At 62.6% G+C, this 18,167-nt stretch carries 19 protein-coding genes; 14 read left to right on the forward strand and 5 right to left on the reverse strand.

The features are described 5' to 3' along the window. Positions 1-617: LysR family transcriptional regulator (locus E0E41_RS10980; protein ID WP_130870833.1), on the reverse strand; the 617-nt coding region annotated here is incomplete at its 3' end. Positions 618-784: 167 nt separating this feature from the next. Between E0E41_RS10980 and E0E41_RS10985 the strand changes: the two genes are divergently transcribed. The 9 genes from E0E41_RS10985 (at position 785) to E0E41_RS11025 (ending at position 10,060) form a co-directional block, all read left to right on the forward strand. Continuing rightward, positions 785-1,240: a MarR family winged helix-turn-helix transcriptional regulator gene (locus E0E41_RS10985; RefSeq protein WP_130869938.1), complete on the forward strand. Its 456-nt coding sequence runs from the start codon at positions 785-787 to the stop codon at positions 1,238-1,240. Further along, positions 1,237-2,976 carry an ABC transporter ATP-binding protein gene (locus E0E41_RS10990; RefSeq protein ID WP_130869939.1) on the forward strand — a complete coding sequence of 580 codons (1,740 nt, stop codon included), beginning with the start codon at positions 1,237-1,239 and terminating at the stop codon, positions 2,974-2,976. Before E0E41_RS10985 ends, E0E41_RS10990 begins: the two co-directional genes overlap by 4 nt. A 16-nt stretch (positions 2,977-2,992) precedes the next feature. Then, the gene (locus tag E0E41_RS10995) at positions 2,993-4,879 is read left to right on the forward strand and encodes an ABC transporter ATP-binding protein (RefSeq protein WP_130869940.1); all 1,887 of its coding nucleotides are present in this window, start codon (positions 2,993-2,995) and stop codon (positions 4,877-4,879) included. 110 nt (positions 4,880-4,989) lie between these two features. Next, positions 4,990-5,664: a Crp/Fnr family transcriptional regulator gene (locus E0E41_RS18530; RefSeq protein WP_165450538.1), complete on the forward strand. Its 675-nt coding sequence runs from the start codon at positions 4,990-4,992 to the stop codon at positions 5,662-5,664. A gap of 43 nt (positions 5,665-5,707) precedes the next feature. Beyond that, positions 5,708-6,493 (forward strand): molybdate ABC transporter substrate-binding protein, encoded by a 786-nt coding sequence (gene modA, locus E0E41_RS11005; RefSeq protein ID WP_207303214.1) that lies wholly within the window; start codon positions 5,708-5,710, stop codon positions 6,491-6,493. Further along, positions 6,477-7,280: an ABC transporter permease gene (locus tag E0E41_RS11010; RefSeq protein ID WP_130869943.1), complete on the forward strand. Its 804-nt coding sequence runs from the start codon at positions 6,477-6,479 to the stop codon at positions 7,278-7,280. Before modA ends, E0E41_RS11010 begins: the two co-directional genes overlap by 17 nt. Next, positions 7,277-8,065: a Rossmann-like domain-containing protein gene (locus tag E0E41_RS11015; protein WP_130869944.1), complete on the forward strand. Its 789-nt coding sequence runs from the start codon at positions 7,277-7,279 to the stop codon at positions 8,063-8,065. Before E0E41_RS11010 ends, E0E41_RS11015 begins: the two co-directional genes overlap by 4 nt. A gap of 59 nt (positions 8,066-8,124) precedes the next feature. Beyond that, positions 8,125-9,483, forward strand: a complete 1,359-nt coding sequence (locus E0E41_RS11020) for an MATE family efflux transporter (RefSeq protein WP_368019915.1) — start codon at positions 8,125-8,127, stop codon at positions 9,481-9,483. A 256-nt stretch (positions 9,484-9,739) separates the two neighbouring features. Then, positions 9,740-10,060, forward strand: a complete 321-nt coding sequence (locus E0E41_RS11025; protein WP_130869946.1) for a hypothetical protein — start codon at positions 9,740-9,742, stop codon at positions 10,058-10,060. A 38-nt stretch (positions 10,061-10,098) separates the two neighbouring features. Here the strand turns inward: E0E41_RS11025 and spoIIID are convergent, their stop codons facing one another. Then, complete coding sequence (spoIIID, locus tag E0E41_RS11030) at positions 10,099-10,350, reverse strand: sporulation transcriptional regulator SpoIIID (protein ID WP_130869947.1); 252 nt, start codon at positions 10,348-10,350, stop codon at positions 10,099-10,101. A gap of 123 nt (positions 10,351-10,473) precedes the next feature. On the opposite strand from spoIIID, the gene E0E41_RS11035 reads away from it, so the two are divergent. From E0E41_RS11035 to asrC, 4 genes are all read left to right on the forward strand, one after another. Next, positions 10,474-11,355, forward strand: a complete 882-nt coding sequence (locus tag E0E41_RS11035; RefSeq protein ID WP_130869948.1) for a LysR family transcriptional regulator — start codon at positions 10,474-10,476, stop codon at positions 11,353-11,355. A gap of 182 nt (positions 11,356-11,537) precedes the next feature. After that, positions 11,538-12,575, forward strand: coding sequence for an anaerobic sulfite reductase subunit AsrA (gene asrA / locus E0E41_RS11040; RefSeq protein WP_130869949.1), 1,038 nt, complete (start codon positions 11,538-11,540; stop codon positions 12,573-12,575). 15 nt (positions 12,576-12,590) lie between these two features. Then, entirely contained in the window at positions 12,591-13,382 is a 792-nt protein-coding gene (gene asrB / locus E0E41_RS11045; protein WP_130869950.1) for an anaerobic sulfite reductase subunit AsrB, read from the forward strand. 18 nt (positions 13,383-13,400) lie between these two features. Continuing rightward, positions 13,401-14,468, forward strand: a complete 1,068-nt coding sequence (gene asrC, locus E0E41_RS11050) for a sulfite reductase subunit C (RefSeq protein ID WP_130869951.1) — start codon at positions 13,401-13,403, stop codon at positions 14,466-14,468. A 71-nt stretch (positions 14,469-14,539) separates the two neighbouring features. On the opposite strand, the gene E0E41_RS11055 is transcribed toward asrC, so the two are convergent. Then, positions 14,540-15,409, reverse strand: a complete 870-nt coding sequence (locus E0E41_RS11055) for a DegV family protein (protein ID WP_130869952.1) — start codon at positions 15,407-15,409, stop codon at positions 14,540-14,542. Continuing rightward, entirely contained in the window at positions 15,406-15,879 is a 474-nt protein-coding gene (locus E0E41_RS11060) for a MarR family winged helix-turn-helix transcriptional regulator (RefSeq protein ID WP_130869953.1), read from the reverse strand. The genes E0E41_RS11055 and E0E41_RS11060 overlap by 4 nt, the downstream gene beginning before the upstream one ends. 165 nt (positions 15,880-16,044) lie before the next feature. Between E0E41_RS11060 and spoIIP the strand changes: the two genes are divergently transcribed. Next, on the forward strand, positions 16,045-17,202 hold the full coding sequence (gene spoIIP / locus E0E41_RS19145; protein ID WP_130869954.1) for a stage II sporulation protein P: 1,158 nt from the start codon (positions 16,045-16,047) through the stop codon (positions 17,200-17,202). Between the two features lie 86 nt (positions 17,203-17,288). Here spoIIP and E0E41_RS11070 read toward each other — a convergent pair whose 3' ends face one another. Further along, a complete protein-coding gene (locus tag E0E41_RS11070; RefSeq protein WP_368019916.1) occupies positions 17,289-18,164 on the reverse strand; it encodes an IS3 family transposase in 876 nt (291 codons plus the stop codon). Between the last annotated feature and the right edge of the window lie 3 nt (positions 18,165-18,167).

Genomic DNA, 18,167 nt, shown 5'->3' on the forward strand with positions numbered 1-18,167 from the left:
AGAGATAGTTGGCGAGGTATTGAGATATAAATGGATAGGAGATCGAGATGAGATAGTTTATTTTTAGTGAGAAGCAGGCCACACCGAGATCTAAAAACAGGTGTTATCGGCGGCAGCGTGTGATGTGAATAAGAGACGGCCCCCTGAAAGCCCCTTTTTCGGGGCACCGCCCCATGAAAGGTGAGCATCACCTCGATGTCCCCGTCCGCCAGCAGGTTGTCCAGGGCACTGAAGGGGAGCAGCCGCAGTTGGGGCAGCACCTCCGGCTCCTCCCGCCGCAGACGCTCCAGGGCCGGGCGGATGAGCCGCAGGTCGGCGGCACTGCGGCAACCGATGCCCAGCCTGACGGGCCGGCTGGTGCGGCACTGCCTCACCTGGGTCGCCGACTGGCGGGCCAGCTTCAGGATATCCCCGGCATATTGCAGAAACAGATGTCCCTCCTGGGTCAGGCGGACGCTCTTGCTGGTGCGCTGGAACAGCTCCACCCCCAGCTCGTCCTCCAGGGTCCTGATCTGGTGGCTGACGGCGGGCTGGGTGATCCGCAGGTGCTCCGCCGCCCGGGAAAAGTTCAAAAAGTCCGCCACCGCCATAAAACACTCCAGTTGTGTGGTATTCAACAAATCCGCCTCCCCGCTGCCCGAACAAATTTGTTCAATGCATAAAATTGATAAAAGTTATTTATAGATTATAGCAGATTTGAATTTCACATACAAGGCGGTTGGTGCTATAAAAAGTAAGGTAACTAACAATTCGTGTGCGGCACAATTAAAAGGGGGGATACCATATGGCACTGGATCGGGGGCAGCTGATGCGGGACAACCGGCAGATCAGCATTCAGCTGGATCTGCTCTCCAACCGGGCGCTGGCGGAAAACGATATTACGGGCGTCCAGGCCCACGCACTGCTCTACGTGCTGCGGCAGACGGACGGCGGCACCTCGGTCACGGCGCTTCACCGGGCCTCGGGGCACTCCAAGGCCACCATCTCCCACCTGGTCAAGCGGCTGCGGGAGAAGGGCTACGTGCGGATGGAGCCCTGTCTGGAGGACGACCGGCGCAGGCTGCTGTTCGGCACCGAAAAGGGCAGGCAGCTCCAGGGCGCCCTGGAGACGTCCCTCCGCAGCATGGAGGACGCCCTTTACCGGGACTTTTCCCCAAAGGAGCTGTCCACGCTGGACCACCTGCAAAAGAAAATGCTGCGAAACCTATCCGCAACCCAAAGGGAGGCAACCAAACAGTGAAACAAGTACTGCATCAGCTGGGAAGGTACCGGAAGGACACCTTCCTGTGCATCGCCATGGCGGCGCTGGAGGTTCTGATGGAGATCCTCATGCCCTTCATCACCGCCATCATCATCGACCAGGGTCTGGAGGCCGCCAATCTGTCTGTGGTGTACCGCTACGGCATCCTGATGGTGATGCTGGCCCTGCTGGGCCTGGCCTTCGGCGCCATGGCCGGCAAGTGCGCCGCCAGCGCCTCCGCCGGCCTGTCGGCCAATCTGCGCCAGGCCATCTACAACAACATCCAGACCTTTTCCTTCTCCAACATCGACAAGTTCAGCGTGCCCGGCCTGGTCACCCGGATGACCACCGATATCACCAACGTGCAGAACGCCTTTATGATGGTCATCCGCATTGCGGTGCGTGCCCCGCTGATGCTGGTGTTCAGCTACGCCATGTGCCTGATCATCAGCCCCAGGATGAGCCTGATGTTCCTCATCGCGGTGGTGTTCCTCATCGTGGTGCTGGGGATCATCATGGTGGTCACCCTGAAGATCTTCAACCAGGTCTTTCAGAAGTACGATGACCTGAACGCCAGCGTCCAGGAGAACGTGTCCGCCATCCGGGTGGTAAAGGCTTTCGTCCGGGAGGACCATGAGAACAAGAAGTTCGCCAGGGCCTCCGCCAACCTGTACAAGCTGTTCGTCAAGGCGGAGGGCCTGCTGGCCCTCAACAACCCGGCCATGATGCTGGCGATCTACTTCTGCATCATCTCCGCCTCCTGGCTGGGCGCCCACTTCATCGTGGGCGGCACCCTGTCCACCGGCGATCTGACCAGCCTGTTCAGCTACATCATGTCCCTGCTGATGAGCCTGATGATGCTGTCCATGGTGGTGGTCATGATCTCCATGTCCATGGCCAGCATCCGCCGGATCAGCGAGGTGCTCAGCGAGACCCCCGACCTGAAGGAGCCCGAGCACCCCGTCACCGAAGTGGCCGACGGCTCCATCGACTTCGACCACGTCAGCTTCTCCTACAAGAAGGGCAGCGGGAAAAACGCCCTCAGCGACATCGACCTGCACATCAAGTCCGGCGAGACCATCGGGGTCATCGGCGGCACCGGCTCGGGCAAGAGCAGCCTGGTGAACCTGATCTGCCGACTGTACGACGTGACTGAGGGCTCCGTCAGGGTGGGCGGCCTGGACGTGCGGCAGTACGACATGGAGGCCCTGCGCAACCAGGTGTCGGTGGTGCTCCAGAAGAACACCCTGTTCTCCGGCACCATTCTGGACAACCTGCGCTGGGGCAATCCGGACGCCACCGAGGAAGAATGTGTTCAGGCCTGCCAGGCGGCCTGTGCCGATGAATTCATCGACCGGTTCCCCGACGGCTACCACACCCGCATCGAGCGGGGCGGCGCCAACGTGTCCGGCGGCCAGAAGCAGCGGCTGTGCATCGCCCGTGCCCTGCTGAAGCACCCCAAGGTGCTGATCCTGGACGACTCCACCTCCGCCGTGGACACCGCCACCGACGCCAAGATCCGCGCCGCCTTTGCCAAACAGATCCCCGGCACCACCAAGATCATCATTGCCCAGCGTGTGTCCAGCGTGGAGCACGCCGACCGCATCCTGGTGCTGGACGAGGGCCGCATCGACGGCTTTGACACCCACGAAAATCTGCTGAAGACCAATGCCATCTACCGGGAGATCTACGACTCCCAGGTGAAGGGCGGCGGCGACTTCGACCAGCCCGCATAAAGGAGGCCTGTTTTTCATGAATCAAACCAAGCAAAAGGCGGGCGCCGGCAAGGTGCTCAGCCGGGTGCTGCGCTATATGCTCCGCTCCTACGGACCCCTGTTCGCGCTGGTGGTGGTGTGCATCCTGCTTTCCGCCGTGGCCACCGTGGTGGCTGCCACCTTCCCCCAGACCCTGGTGGACGACTACATCGTACCCATGGTGAACAGCGGCTCCCGGGACTTCAGCGGCCTGGCCGCCGACATGGTGAAGCTGGCCTGCCTGATGGCGGTGGGCATCGTGGCCGCCTTCGCCTACAACCGCATTATGGTCAACGTCAGCCAGGGCACCATGCGCAGGCTGCGCAACGACCTGTTCCGCAATATGGAGTCCCTGCCCATCCAGTACTTCGACACCCACGCCCACGGCGACATCATGTCGGTGTACACCAACGATATCGACACCCTGCGGCAGCTGCTCAGCCAGAGCATTCCCCAGATCATCAACTCGGTGATCACCATGGTTGCCACCCTGGTGACCATGCTGCTCCTCAACCCCACCCTCACGGTCATCTCGGTGCTCACCGCCGTGGTGATGCTGCTGGTCACCAAGAGCTTTTCCCGGCTGTCCGGCAAGTACTACGTCCGGCAGCAGCAGGACCTGGGCACGGTGGACGGCTTCATCGAGGAGATGCTGGACGGCCAGAAGGTGGTCAAGGTGTTCTGCCACGAGGAGGCCGCCAAGGCGGATTTTGCCAAGGTGAACGAGGCCCTGCGCCAGAGCACCGACAAGGCCAACCGCTACGCCAATCTGCTCATGCCCATCAACAACAACATCGGCTGGCTCAGCTACGCCGTCATGGCCATCGTGGGCGCCGTGCTGGGCATCAACGGCCTGGCTGGGGTGACCCTGGGCACGGTCATCACCTTCGTGGGTCTGAACAAGAGCTTCACCCAGCCCATCACCCAGGTGAGCCAGCAGGTCAACTTCGTGGTCACCGCCGCCGCCGGCGCCCAGCGTGTCTTTGAGCTGATGGACCAGCAACCCGAGTCCGACGAGGGCTATGTGGAGCTGGTCAACGCCAAGGAGGGCGCGGACGGCCAGCTCACCGAGAGCAAGGAGCGCACCAATGTGTGGGCCTGGCGGCACCCCCACAAGGCCGACGGCACCATTACCTATACCAAGCTGGAGGGCGGCGTGGTGCTGGACCATGTGGACTTCGGCTATGAGCCCGGCAAAATGGTGCTCCACGACATCAGCCTGTACGCCCATCCGGGCCAGAAGATCGCCTTCGTGGGAGCCACCGGCGCCGGCAAGACCACCATCACCAACCTGATCAACCGCTTTTACGACATCGCCGACGGCAAGATCCGCTACGACGGCATCAACATCAACAAGATCAGGAAGGCCGACCTCCGCCGGTCTCTGGGCATCGTCCTCCAGGAGACCCACCTGTTCACCGGCACGGTGATGGACAACATCCGCTACGGCAACCTGGATGCCACCGACGAGGAGTGCATCGCCGCCGCCCAGCTGGCCAACGCCGACGGCTTCATCCGCCGCCTGCCCGACGGATACAACACCATGCTCACCGGCGACGGCGCCAACCTGTCCCAGGGCCAGCGGCAGCTCATCGCCATCGCCCGGGCCGCCGTGGCCGACCCGCCCGCCCTCATCCTGGACGAGGCCACCTCCTCCATCGACACCCGGACGGAAAAGCTGGTGCAGGACGGCATGGACGCCCTGATGACCGGGCGGACCACCTTCGTCATCGCCCACCGGCTGTCCACCGTCCGCAACTCCGACTGCATCATGGTCATGGAGCAGGGCCGCATCATCGAGCGGGGCACCCACGACCAGCTGATGGAGAAAAAGGGCAAGTACTATCAGCTCTATACCGGAAAACCGGCCCAAGCCGCCGGATAACAGAAAAAACGGCCGCCTGCGGGCGGCCGTTTTTTTGCGGCCCTCCGTCCCGCCCGCCGTTGCAAAAAAGCCGGGGCCGTGCTATCCTTCGGTCAAGGGAGGTGGCGCCCGTGGAGCCGCTGGACATCTTGAAAACCTGCATTCTCTTTCGGGGGCTGGACCCGGCGGAGGTGGTCCCCCTGCTGGAGGGCGCCTGGTCCGACTACCCCGCCCAGGCGGAGGTGGTGGCGGAGGGGAACCGGGTGGACCGGCTGGAGGTGCTGCTCTCCGGCACCATGCGGGCCGCCCGGCTGGACGCCGACGGCAGCGAGTTTCTCTACCAGCAGCTCCGCCCCGGCTTTCTGGTGGCGGGGGAGGCGGCCTGCACCCCCAAGCGCACCTGTCCCTACACCGTCTACGCCCTGGAGCGCTGCGCCACCTGGTCCGTCCCCCGGGACAGGCTGGACGACCCCGCCCTGCCCCCGGAGCTGCGGCTGGCCCTGCTGGGCAACCTGCTGGCCTTCGTGGGCAACCAGAACATGAAGAAATATTACAAAATCGACGCGCTTTCCGTGAAAAGTGCCCGGCAGCGGATTCTGAAGTATCTGACCGCCCAGGCCGGTCGGGTGGGGAGCACCAGCTTCTCCATCCCCTTCGACCGGGAGGCCATGGCCAACTACCTCTGCCTCAACCGCTCCGTCCTGTCCCACACCCTGAAGGAGCTGGAGGGGGAGGGGGTACTGGCCTTCCGCAAAAATCAATTCACCCTTTTCCCGGAAAAGTTGTCCGGACAACATACGAAGTAGGGCCGTTCTGGTATACTCATGGCAAACCTTGGAGGTGTTTGTCATGAAAAGATATCTGTCGCTGTTCGGCTCCCTGGTCCTGGCTCTGGCTCTGCTGGCGGGCTGCTCCCCCGCCGCCCCGGCGGAGACCACCCCCGCCGCGGCGGACGCCGATCTGACCGGCCACACCCTGCTGATCTTCTGCGGGGCGGGAATGAAGGACCCCTTTACCGAGATTGCCCAGACCTTCCAGGACGAGACCGGCTGCACGGTGGAGGTGACCTACGCCAACGCCGCCCAGATCCAGACCCAGATCAACACCGCCCAGGAGGGCGACTTCTTCATCGCCGGCTCCGAGCAGGAGGTCAAGCCGGTGGCCGGGCTGGTGGAGTCCTCCACCTCCCTGGTGCGCCACATCCCGGTGATCGCGGTGCAGAAGGGCAACCCCCTGAACATCACCGGCCCCGCCGACCTGGCCGGCGATGGGGTGCGGGTGGTCATCGGCGATCCGGAGGCCACCCCCATCGGCAAGATCGCCGTGCAGGTGTTTGCCGACTTCGGCATCTCCGACACGGTGGACATCCTGTCCACCACCGCCACCGCCCCCGCCATGACCACTGCCCTGGCCGCCGACGAGTGCGACGCGGTCATCGTGTGGAAGGAGAACGTGAACGCCGACCAGGGGGAGATCGTGGACTGCGCCGGGATGGAGGCCTATGTCAGGACCATCCCCGCCGCCCGGCTGACTTGCTCCGCCGACGCCCTGGCCGCCGATGCCTTTTCCGGTTTCCTGAACAGCCAGACGGCGTGGGACATCTGGACCAGCTACGGCTATGAGCTGGCGGCGTAAGTACAGGCTCAAGCCCTTTGAGCGGGCCTTTCTGGTCCTGCTGCTGGCGGTGCTGCTCTATGTGGCCGCCAGTCTGTGGGGCGTGGCTGCAGGAGGCATGCCCAACCTGGGCCGGGCCCTGGCCGACGGGGAGATCCGCTTCGCCATGGGTCTGAGCCTGTGGACCACCACCCTGTCCACCGCCCTGTGCGTCCTCATCGGCATCCCCTGCGCCTATATGCTCGCCTGCACCAGACTGCCCGGCCGGCGGTGGATGGGGGCCCTGCTGGAGCTCCCCCTGTCCCTGCCCTACCTGGTGCTGGGCCTGTGCCTGCTCACCCTGTTTTCCTCGCCGGGGGGCAAGCTGCTGAAGGAGCTGGGGCTGCGGCTGGTGTTCGACCCCAAGGGCATTGTGGCGGTCCACCTGCTCATCAACCTGCCCTTCGTCATCCACCTGGCCGCCCAGGCCTTCGGCCAGATCGACCCGGAGCTGCCCCTCACCGCCCAGACCCTGGGGGCCACCCGGTTCCAGGCCTTTCGGTACATCACCCTGCCCCTGTGCCGCCCCGCCCTGCTCTCCGCCGCCCTGCTGGCCTGGAGCCGGGGCATCGGGGAGTTCGGGGCCACCCTGATGCTGGTGGGGGTCACCCGGCTCAAGACCGAGACCCTGCCCGGCAGCATCTATCTGAATATCTCCACCGGCGACAACGGCATGGCCCTGGCGGCGGCGCTGCTGCTGCTTCTGCTCTCCCTGGCGGTCCAGGGGATCAGCCGTCTGGCGGAGAAACTGGGAGGAGATCTGTCATGACTGCTGCACAAATTTACGGCACCCTGCGCGCCGCCCTCACCGCCGCCCTGGCGGAGGAGGGGCTGGACGGGGCAGTGACCGTCAGCGCCCGGGGGCTGACCCCGGCGGAGGCCATCGGTCACCCCGGCCGCACCGACTACCCCATCCTCTCCGGCAAGGAGGTCATGCTGATGGCCGACTTCCGGGGCGCCAAAGGCCAGGCCTTTACCGACGCCCCCGTGGCCTTCCACGGCAGCCTGCGGGAGGTGCTGGCGCTGGACCCGGAGGAGGACCCCCACAGCCGGGGGCTGTTCGTGGCCGTCCTCAACGCGGTGATGGCCCACCTGGGCCGGGCGGACAACACCGTCCACTGCAGGGACGGCGGCCCGGAGTTCTGCGCCCGCCACATGGCGGACTGGGTGGGGGAGACCTACGGGAATCCCAGGATCGCCCTGGTGGGCTTCCAGCCCGCCCTGATCGGAGCCCTGTCCCAGCGGTTTCCCCTGAAGGTGCTGGATCTGAATCCGGAGAATATCGGCAGGACCAAGGACGGCTGCCCGGTGCTGGACGGAAAAGCGGACCGGCAGGGGGCGGTGGACTGGGCCGACCTGGTGCTGTGTACCGGCAGCACCCTGTGCAACGGCACCATTGTGGACTATCTGGAGCTGGACAAGGAGGTTGTGTTCTTCGGCACCACCCTGTCCGGCGCGGCCCCCATCCTGGGGCTGAAGCGGATGTGCTTCGCCGACAAGAGCCTGGAGGAGAAATCGTCCATTTCTCTTGCCTTTCCCCATAAAACCGTGTAGAATCTTGGTGCGGGGTCCTTCTGGGCGCCGCACCATTTTTCTGTTCAGGAGGGATCCCCATGCTGCGGCTGGGTCAGACCGGCGACATCACCCAGGGCGTGATCTGGAAGCAACTGCTGGCGTTCTTCTTCCCCCTGTGGTTCGGCACTTTTTTTCAACAGCTCTACAACACGGTGGATACGGTGGTGGTGGGCCGGTTCGTGGGCAAGACCGCCCTGGCGGCGGTGGGCTCCACCGGCGTCATCGTCAACCTGACCGTGGGACTTTTCACCGGCCTGGCCGCCGGGGCGGTGGTGGTCATCGCCCAGCGCTACGGCGCCCGGATGGGGGACGAGGTCCACAAGAGCGTCCACACCGCCATGCTGCTGTCCATCCTCATGGGCGCCTTCTTTATGGTGGTGGGCTTCCTCATCACCCCCTGGGCCCTGCGGGCCCTCAACACCACCGAGGACGCCCTGCCCGGCGCCATTCTCTACCTGCAGGTCTACTTCCTGGGCATGATCCCCAACCTGGTGTACAACATGGGCACCGCCGTGCTGCGGGCGGTGGGAGATTCCCGCCGGCCCCTGTACTTCCTCATGGCCGCCTCCCTGTGCAATATCGTGCTGGACCTGCTGCTGGTGGTGGTGTTCCAGCTGGGGGTGCTGGGCGTGGCCATCGCCACGGTGATCTCCCAGATCCTGTCCGCCGTGCTGGTGGTCCTCTCCCTCACCCGGGCGGAGGGGGCCCCCTTCCAGCTCTTCCCCAGATCCCTCACCATCCACCCCCAGCCCCTTCGGGCCATCCTCCAGGTGGGGGTGCCTACCGCCCTCCAGTCGGTGATGTACAGCTCCTCCAACCTCTTTATCCAGGCCGCCATCAACTCCTTCGGCACCGACGCCGTGGCCGCCTGGACCGCCTACGGCAAAATGGACGTGGTCTTCTGGATGACCATTACCGCCATGTCCCAGTCGGTAACCACCTTTGCCGGGCAGAATTACGGCGCCGGCAAGTACGACCGGCTGAAAAAAGGGGTGAAGGTATCGGTGGGGATGAGCGCCATCATCACCCTGTCCATCAGCGCCATCATGGTGCTCTTTGCCCGGCCCATCCTCACCATTTTTACCCCCGACCACGACGTGCTGGAGATCGGGGTGTCCATGGTCCGTTTCCTGGCCCCCAGCTATATCACCTACATCCTCATCGAGCTGACCTCCGGCGCCATCCGGGGCGCGGGCAAGTCCCTGGTGCCCACCCTCATTACCGTGTTCGGCGTGTGCGGCCTGCGGCTGCTGTGGCTGTTCACCGTGGTGCCCGTCCACCACACCATCGAGATGGTGGAGGCCAGCTATCCCATCACCTGGGCCGTCACCTCCCTCGCTCTGCTGATCTACTACCGCTTCGGCAAATGGCTGGAGCCGCCAAAAGCTGTTCTCTGATTCCGAAAAGGGCCGGGCCTGTCTCTGACAGGCCCGGCCCTTTGTCCAACAGAAAGGTCTTTTGGTCAAAAACTCCCTCTTGCAAAACTCGAACATATGTTGTATACTTTACTCGAACATAAGTTCTGATGAACAGCCGGAACTTTTCCACTGTTTCCGCCGTCTATGTGGATAAAGGGACCTGTGGTCCGTTTTATGGGACAGCAGACGTGGGACAATATGCTTATCAAAGGAAAGATGAGCAGGAGGGATCGCCATGGAGACCATTTATTATCGTCTGAACGCCACCCGCATCACCGTGGACGGGGACCGGAAGGTATCCGGCGGGGAAGGAGTACGTTGCGTCGTGCTGCCCAAAAAGGCCGCCCCTGCCCCGGCGGAGGGGAAGGTGCTGGACTTTGAGGCCTACCGCCGGGCCCTGGAGCCGGAGGAGGTCTTTGCGGCGGAGGAGCCTGAGCCGGAAGAGGCGCCCGCCCCCAGACGTGCCCTGTCTCCCTGGATTCTGGCGGACCTGTGCGCCTCGGCGGCGGTGGTGGGCTTTACCGCCCTGACCGCTTTCGGGGTGCTGCTGGGCTGAGGCGGAGCGTATGAAGCAGAAAACGGCCGCGGCGGGGCTTATGCCCCGCCGCGGTATTTGTTTCTGGTGGCGATGCCCCCCCGGATGTGCCGCTCGGCCTTGTTCTCGTCCATCACCTGCTTGACCTGGAGGTAGAGGGTGCGGTTGAAGGCGGGCAGCCGCTCGCTCAGGTCCTTGTGCACCGTGGATTTGCTGACGCCGAACTTCTTGGCCGCACCGCGCACCGTCGCTTTGTTTTCTATAATGTAAAGCGCCAGCCGGCAGGCGCGCTCCTCGATGTTCCCTTTCACACAGCAACACTCCCCGCAATGTTTCTCACGGGGCATGTATATGCGGAAAAGCCCCCGGAGATTCCCCTTTCCCGCCCGGGGAAAACGGAGTATAATAGGGGACAAAGGGAAGGGGGGAGGCCTGTGCTGGACTTTCGGATGGACACCTTTCTGGAGGTGTGCCGGTGCAGAAACTACACCCGGGCGGCGGAGAACCTGAACATCACCCAGCCCGCGGTGACCCAACACATCCAGTATCTCCAGAATTACTATGGGGCACGGCTGTTCGTCTACCACAACAAGCAGCTCACCCTCACCCGGGAGGGAGAGCTGCTGCGCAGTGCCGCCCTCACCATGCGCCACGACGAGGAAAAGCTGAAGCGGGACATGCTGGATCTGAAAACGGGCAAGCGGTCCATCCGGTTCGGGGCCACCCTGACCATCGGGGAGTACCTGCTGCCGGAGCGGCTGGCCGACTATATGAAAAACCACCCCGCTACCGACGTCCATATGGTGGTGGAGGATACCAAAAGCCTGCTGCTGCGGCTCAACCAGGGGGAGCTGGACTTTGCCGTGGTGGAGGGCTACTTCCACAAGAGCGAGTACGACTACATCCTCTGGTCCCACGAGCCCTACATCTGCGTCCGGGGCCCCGGCTATGCCCTGCCGGAGGGCCCCCTCCACCTGGGCGACCTGTTCTCCCACGACCTGATCCTCCGCAACGACGGGTCGGGCACCCGGGACGTGCTGGTGAAGGCCCTGGAGGGGATGAACCACCACCTCTCCGACTTCCGCCACATCACTGAGATCAGCGATCTGTTCGTCATCAAGGAGCTGGTAAAAGGGGGCTGCGGCATCACCTTCCTCTACCGCAAGGCAGTGGAGCGGGAGCTGGCCGACGGCTCCATGGTCCAGGTGGAACTGGCCGATTTTCAGGTCTCCCACGAGTTCACCTTCCTGTGGCGGAAGGACAGCGTGTTTGAGGAGGAATTCCGACAGGTTTTCAAGGAATTATCCGGGAAATAAATCACTTTTTTCGAAAAAAGCAACGATTTTGGCCGCAATCTGCCTATCCGGGCGGACTGCGGCCTTTTTTGCTTCTCTCATTAGAAAAGATTATGGAAGCATAACAAAATAAAAGTTTTCTTTTGGGGAGGGACAATGTTATTTTATTAACAGAATCTAAATTATTTAAGGAGGTACGGAGCATGGGTTTCTCCCTCACCGCCGCTCAGGCGGACACCGTGCTGAGCGCACTGAAACAGGACTACCGGGTGTTCGCCCCCAAGCGCTTTCCCAAGCAGGGCCGCTATTCCGACACTGACGTGGTGAAATACGCCGAGGTGGACCGCTTTGCCGACATCGTGTGGGACGTGAAGTCTGACTACCCCGCCAAGGAGGTCATCACCCCCATCCAGCAGGCCATTTTCTACTTCACCGAGGATGAGTACCGGGCCAGCAAGGCCAAGGAGAAGCCCATCCTCATCCTGGCCCGCCCCTGCGACATCAACGCCCAGCACATCCAGGCCAAGATCTACGCCGGCAACGGCGGCTATGAGGACCTGTACTACAAGCGGGTCCGGGACCTGGTGAAGTTCGCCATGATGGAGTGCAACGGCGGGGACGACACCTGCTTCTGCGTCTCCATGGGCACCAACAGGACCGACGACTACTCCCTGGCCCTGAAGTTCTCCGCGGACGGCGTGCAGGTGCAGGTCACCGACGATTCCTTCGCCCGCTACTTTGAGGGCATGGCTCAGGCCGACTACACCCCCGCCTTTGTGGAGGAGAACGAGCTGAAGGTCACCATCCCCGACCTGGACGACAAGGCGGTCCGTCTGGCCCTGAAGAGCCACCCCATGTGGAAGGAATTCAACAGCCGCTGCATCTCCTGCGGCGCCTGCACCGTGGCCTGCTCCACCTGCACCTGCTTCACCACCCGGGACGTAATCTACGGCGACAACCCCGAGGTGGGCGAGCGCCGCCGGGTCACCGCCTCCTGCCAGATCGCCGGGTTCGACCAGATGGCGGGGCAGAAGGAGTTCCGCTCCACCGCCGGGGACCGGATGCGCTACAAGGTGCTCCACAAGTTCCACGACTACAAGGCCCGCTTCGGCGAGCAGCACATGTGTGTGGGCTGCGGCCGGTGCACCCACCGCTGCCCGGAGTTCATCTCCATCACCGCCACCGTCAACAAGGTCAACGCCGCCGTGGAAGAGATCAAGGCTTCCATGGCCAATCAGTAAGGGAGGGCAGAAGCTATGATGAATCCCGTGCAGCCTCAGGCCTGTACCATCCTGAGTGTCAAGAAAGAGAGCGTCCACGAGTGGACCTTCCGTGTGGCCACCGACGCCAAGCCCGCCCACGGCCAGTTCATGCAGCTGTCCATTCCCATGATCGGCGAGGCTCCCATCTCCGTGTCCGCCCAGGGGGACGGCTGGCTGGAGTTCACCATCCGCTCCGTAGGTAAGGTCACCAACGTGATCTTCCAGAAGCAGGCCGGCGACACCCTCTTCCTCCGGGGCCCCTACGGCAAGGGCTGGCCCGTGGAGCAGTTCAAGGGCAAGCACCTGGTGGTCATCACCGGCGGCACCGGCCTGGCTCCCGTCCGCTCTATGCTGAACATGCTGGCGGACGACCCCGGCTATGTCAAGTCCGTCCACCTGATCTCCGGCTTCAAGAATGAGGAGGGCATCGTCTTCCACAGCGAGCTGGAGGCCTGGAAGGACAAGTTCTCCACCATCTATGCCCTGGACAACGACGCCAAGGAGGGCTGGCGCACCGGCCTGGTCACCACCTTCGTGAAGGAGATCCCCTTCGATTCCTTCGACGGCAACTACGCCGTTGTGGTGGTGGGTCCCCCGCCCATGATGAAGTTCACCGGCCTGGAGCTGATGAAGAACGGCGTGGACGCCGACAAGGTGTGGATGAGCTTCGAGCGCAAGATGTCCTGCGCCGTAGGCAAGTGCGGCCACTGCCGCATCGACGAGGTGTACGTATGCCTGGACGGCCCCGTGTTCCCCTACACCGTGGCCCGTGACCTGGTGGACTGAGAGAGGAGTGGGTGAAGGATGAATCACGATATCAACGTCAAAAAGATGCGTCTGAACTGCTTCCGGCAGTCCAAGGTCCCCGGTGAGTTCATGCTCCAGATGCGCGTCCCCGGCGGCATGGTGGACGCCAAGTACCTCAGCTATGTGGAGCACATCGCCAACACCTGGGGCGACGGCAATTTCCACTTCGGCACCCGCCAGACCTTCGACATCACCGGCATCAAGTACGAGAACATCCCCGCGGTGAACGAGTACCTGGAGCAGTACATCAAGGAAGTGGACGCCGAGCTGTGCGGCGTGGACATGGACACCGTGGCCCACGAGCCCCAGCCCTGGGACCCCAAGGCGGGCTATCCCACCATCGGCGCCCGGAACATCACCGCCTGCGTGGGCAACTACCACTGCATCTGCGGCAACTGCAATACCTTTGAGCTGGCCCGGAAGATCGAGCCCATCATCTTCCCCAGCCACTATCACATCAAGATCAACATCGCCGGCTGCCCCAACGACTGCAACAAGGCCCACCTGTGCGACTTCGGCATCATCGGCGTGGCCCGGATGACCTACCACCCCGAGCGGTGCATTGCCTGCGGCGCCTGTGTCCGGGCCTGCGAGCACGGCGCCACCCGGGTGCTGTCCGCCAACACCGCCATCGGCAAGGTGGAGAAGGACCCCTGCTGCTGCGTGGGCTGCGGCGAGTGCGTGCGGGTGTGCCCCACCTCCGCCTGGACCCGCCAGGAGACCAAGTTCTACCGGGTCATCCTGGGCGGCCGCACCGGCCGTCAGACCCCCCGCACCGGCAAGATGTTCCTGAACTGGGCCACCGAGGACGTGATCCTGGGCGTGCTGAAGAACTGGCAGAAGTTTTCCGCCTGGGTCATGGACTACAAGCCCGAGTACCTCCACGGCGGCCACCTGATCGACCGGGCCGGCTACAAGAAGTTCAAGGAGATCATCCTGGACGGGGTGGAGCTCAACCCCGAGTGCCTAGTGGCCGAGGACATCTTCTGGCACGAGACCGAGTACCGCTCCAACTTCAATGTGAAGCCCATGTCCATGCATCACACCGCTGGCCCCCAGGAGTAAGCGGATTTTCCCATAAAACACCACCGGCCGGCCGTTCCAAAAGGAACGGCCGGCCGGCGTTTTTCTCTGATTCAGATTTTCAAAGCCTTGGTGATGGTCACCGCCAGGGCGCCGGGGCCGATGTGGCAGGCCACCGACAGGGACAGGGGGTCCATGTGGATGGGATAGCCGGGGAATTCGTGCTCCAGCTCCTCCAGCCACTCCCGGGCGTCCTCCCGCTTGCCGGTAAAGGCGGCGGCGATGTGGAGCTTCTCCGGGCCGGACAGGCCGGCAAACTGGGTGTCCATGGTCTTGTGGATGGCGTCCAGCATGGTCTTTTTGGCCGCCTTCCAGCCACGGGCCTTGGCGAAGGAGTCCAGCTTCTCTCCCTGAATGCGCAGCACCGGCTTCAGGCCCAGCACCGTGCCGATGGCCGCCGCCGCCGGGGTGCACCGGCCGCCCTTTTTCAGATACTTCAGGGTATCCACCGTGATGTAGATATCCGATTCAAACTTGGTCTGCTCCAGCAGCGCCTTGATCTCGGCCGCGCCCATGCCGGCTTCCGCCAGAGCCTTGGCGTCCAGCACGGACTGCCGCTGCGTCACGGAAATGCGCTGATTGTTCACCACAAAGACCTTGCCCTCGTAGTCCTGGGACAGCATCTCGGCAGTCTCCCAGGAGGAGCTCAGGCCGCTGGACATGGGGATGTACACGATCTGGTCGTAGTCCTTCAGAATCTTATCCCACAGCTCGATCACGTCGCCGGGGGCGGGCTGGGTGGTCTTTACGTCGGCGTCCTCCGCCAGGCGCTGATAGAACTGCTCCTGGCTCAGGGTGATATCCTCCAGAAACAGCTCGTCGTTGATATAAAACGGCATGGGCAGCACAAAAATCCCCAGCTCCTTGCCCTGGGCCTGGGTAATGCCGCTGTTGCTATCGGTAGCGATGGCAATTCTGCTCATATGTATCCCTCCATCTTTGTTTTTTCCTCAACACTCCGGTACAAAACCTGGGACAGCTTATCCACCGCCCGGGCAAATGCCGCCGCCTCGTCCTCGGTGAGACAGGCTACGGCGCTTTCGGCTACTTTCTTGCGGAAGGCGGCATATCCCTCGCTGGCCTTCCGGCCCAGCTCGGTGGGGGTCAACCGCACCACCCGCCGGTCACGCTCGTCCCGGCGGCGGGTCAGATACCCCTTTTTCTCCAGTACCTTGGCCGCCGAGGTCAGGGTACCGGCAGTGACCTGCCGGGCTGCGGCGATAGCGGTGGAGCGGTTGTCCAGGCCGTCGTCCACCGCCTGACAGACGGTCTCCAGCAGCTTGGCCTCCTGGGGCGACAGGTCCGCCCCGGAAAAAAACGCCGCCTCCGCATGCTGGAAGCGGTCGAACAAATCCGTTAAAAACCGGTTGAGCGTTTCTCTGCCCTGCTCCACGGCGCTCCCTCCTTATGCTGTTAAGCATTATACTATGCCCGCCCGAAATGTCAAGGTATTTTGAATATCAAACTATTTCCGCTCTGTGAAAATAGGGAGGACAGGCTCATATCCTCTCCCGGCGGCGCATAGATATAACTATCAAACTACAAAGGATGATGCGACATGAAGGGAAAGATCCTGTGGGGGCGGCTGCTGCGCCGGGCGGCAGCCCTGTTCCTGGCCACGCTGGCGGTGTGGGTGCTCCCCCTGTGCACTGGGGCGGGGGCGGCCAGCGCCCTGCGGGAGCTGGGGGAGGACCCGGGCTTTGTGGCGGCAGCCCTGGAGGCGGAGCTGGGTCTGGACCCGGGGGAGGGGCCCCTGGCGGCGCTGGACGGCTGGGGACGGCTGGCGGTGGGGCAGTCCCCTCTGCTGCTGGCCAATCCGTCGGAAGGGGAGGAGGCGGAGGAAGCGGAGGCGCTGGATCTCCCCGCCGGTCAGCCCGCCCGGGATCTGGATGACATCACCCCGCCGCCGGTCACCACCGCCGCGCCGTCGGACATCGTGGCCCGCACCCTGGTGCCCACCAGTCCGGAGGGCTATGACGTGGCGGGGGGGCTGTACCTCTACAACCGCACCGATCTGGACGTGGATCTGGCGGCGGCGGCCTCGGCGGCGGTGCCCATCACCCTGCCTGAGGAGGGACCCCAGATCCTCATTGTCCACACCCACGGCACCGAAGCCTACACCCCCGACGGCACCGACGTGTATACCCCTTCGGACAACAACACCCGCACCCTGGACACCAACTACAACATGGTGCGGGTGGGGGACGAGATGGAGCAGGTCTTTACCGAAATGGGCCTGGGGGTGATCCACGACGAGACCCTGTACGACTATCCCCAGTACAACGGGGCCTACGACCGGTCGGCGGCGGCGGTGGAGGCCTATCTGGAGCAGTATCCCACCATCCGCATCGTGCTGGACGTCCACCGGGACGCCCTCATCGGGGAGGACGGCACGGTGTACAAGGCGGTGACCACCGTGGACGGCACCTCCACCGCCCAGGTGATGCTGGTGCTGGGCTCCAGCGAGGGGGGAGAGCACCCCAACTGGATGGAGAACCTCACCCTGGCCTGCAAGATCCAGAACGGCATGAACACCCTGTACCCCACCCTGGCCCGGCCCATGACCCTCCGGTCCTCCCGGTACAACCAGCAGCTGTGCTCCGGCTCCCTGCTGGTGGAGGTGGGCACCCACGGCAATACCCTCCAGGAGGCCCTGGCCGGTGCCCGGCTCTTTGCCCGGGCGGCGGGGCAGGTGCTGCTGGGTCTGGAGGCGTAGACGCGGAAAGCCCCCGGCGCAGTTCTTGAACTGCCCCAGATTGTGCGGACAGTACAAAAAAGAGCCCTGGTAGGAAATATGAAGTTTTAGGAGGAGAGGCGTCGCGCAAGCGGCGCCTCTCCAGTTTTCAACTGGATGCGCTCATGGTTGTAAAAATGGATGTAACGGTCAATCATCTCGTTAGCCTCAGAGAAAGAGGCAGGTTTGTGTCGGTAAATACATTCTGTTTTGAGGATAGAGAAAAAATTCTCTGCCATGGCATTGTCATAAGGGTTTCCGTATCTTGACATAGACGGCGTAATGCCGTATGTTTGAGTCAGCTCAAAATATGCTTGTGAGGCGTACTGAGCACCCTGGTCGCTGTGGAGTTGCAGCTCTGCAGCGACCCTCTTTTTCTCTCGCTTCATGGCCAGACGAATCGTGTCCAAAACCAGATTCACAGTTTGTTCTGTCCCGGTTTTGTAAGCTACAATGCTATTGTCATAGAGGTCCCGGATCATGGACAGGTACAGTACGCCCTGGTTGGTGTGGATATAGGAGATATCCGTTACCCATTTGCTGTTGGGCTTGTCCGCATAAAACTGCCGGTTGAGCAGATTTTTGTACCTGTGAACCTGCTGCCCCATTTGCTGCCATTTCCTGCGGCGGCGGATTTCAGACAGCAGATCGTACTTTTTCATAATTCGCAGCACAGTTTTGGGATTACAGAAAATATTCTGACTTTTCAGCCATATCCACATCCGCCGGTACCCGTAGGTACGCAAGGTGCGTTCCCGCTGCCGTGCAAGCATTTCCGCAAGAGTGGCATCCTTTTCTGGTCTGCCCAGGCGATGGACAAAGGCGTAGTAGCCGCTTCTGGATACTCCAAAAAATTTACACATGACTGCCACTGGATGCTCGGTTCTGTGACGATATATGACATGGTATTTTACCCTTGCCCTCACTTCCTTCCTGTGAAGCACAGA

The sequence above is a fragment of the Intestinimonas massiliensis (ex Afouda et al. 2020) genome (assembly GCF_900626285.1).
In the GTDB taxonomy this organism is placed as follows: Bacteria; Bacillota; Clostridia; order Oscillospirales; family Oscillospiraceae; genus Flavonifractor; species Flavonifractor massiliensis_A.

Coding starts and splice junctions, on each gene's coding strand:
- asrB (WP_130869950.1), top strand. CDS start 12,591: ATGATGAATCCCGTGCAGCCTCAGGCCTGTACCATCCTGAGTGTCAAG.
- asrA (WP_130869949.1), top strand. CDS start 11,538: ATGGGTTTCTCCCTCACCGCCGCTCAGGCGGACACCGTGCTGAGCGCA.
- E0E41_RS11055 (WP_130869952.1), bottom strand. CDS start 15,409: ATGAGCAGAATTGCCATCGCTACCGATAGCAACAGCGGCATTACCCAG.
- modA (WP_207303214.1), top strand. CDS start 5,708: ATGAAAAGATATCTGTCGCTGTTCGGCTCCCTGGTCCTGGCTCTGGCT.
- E0E41_RS10995 (WP_130869940.1), top strand. CDS start 2,993: ATGAATCAAACCAAGCAAAAGGCGGGCGCCGGCAAGGTGCTCAGCCGG.
- E0E41_RS11020 (WP_368019915.1), top strand. CDS start 8,125: ATGCTGCGGCTGGGTCAGACCGGCGACATCACCCAGGGCGTGATCTGG.
- spoIIP (WP_130869954.1), top strand. CDS start 16,045: ATGAAGGGAAAGATCCTGTGGGGGCGGCTGCTGCGCCGGGCGGCAGCC.
- E0E41_RS11010 (WP_130869943.1), top strand. CDS start 6,477: ATGAGCTGGCGGCGTAAGTACAGGCTCAAGCCCTTTGAGCGGGCCTTT.
- E0E41_RS11015 (WP_130869944.1), top strand. CDS start 7,277: ATGACTGCTGCACAAATTTACGGCACCCTGCGCGCCGCCCTCACCGCC.
- E0E41_RS10985 (WP_130869938.1), top strand. CDS start 785: ATGGCACTGGATCGGGGGCAGCTGATGCGGGACAACCGGCAGATCAGC.
- asrC (WP_130869951.1), top strand. CDS start 13,401: ATGAATCACGATATCAACGTCAAAAAGATGCGTCTGAACTGCTTCCGG.
- E0E41_RS11025 (WP_130869946.1), top strand. CDS start 9,740: ATGGAGACCATTTATTATCGTCTGAACGCCACCCGCATCACCGTGGAC.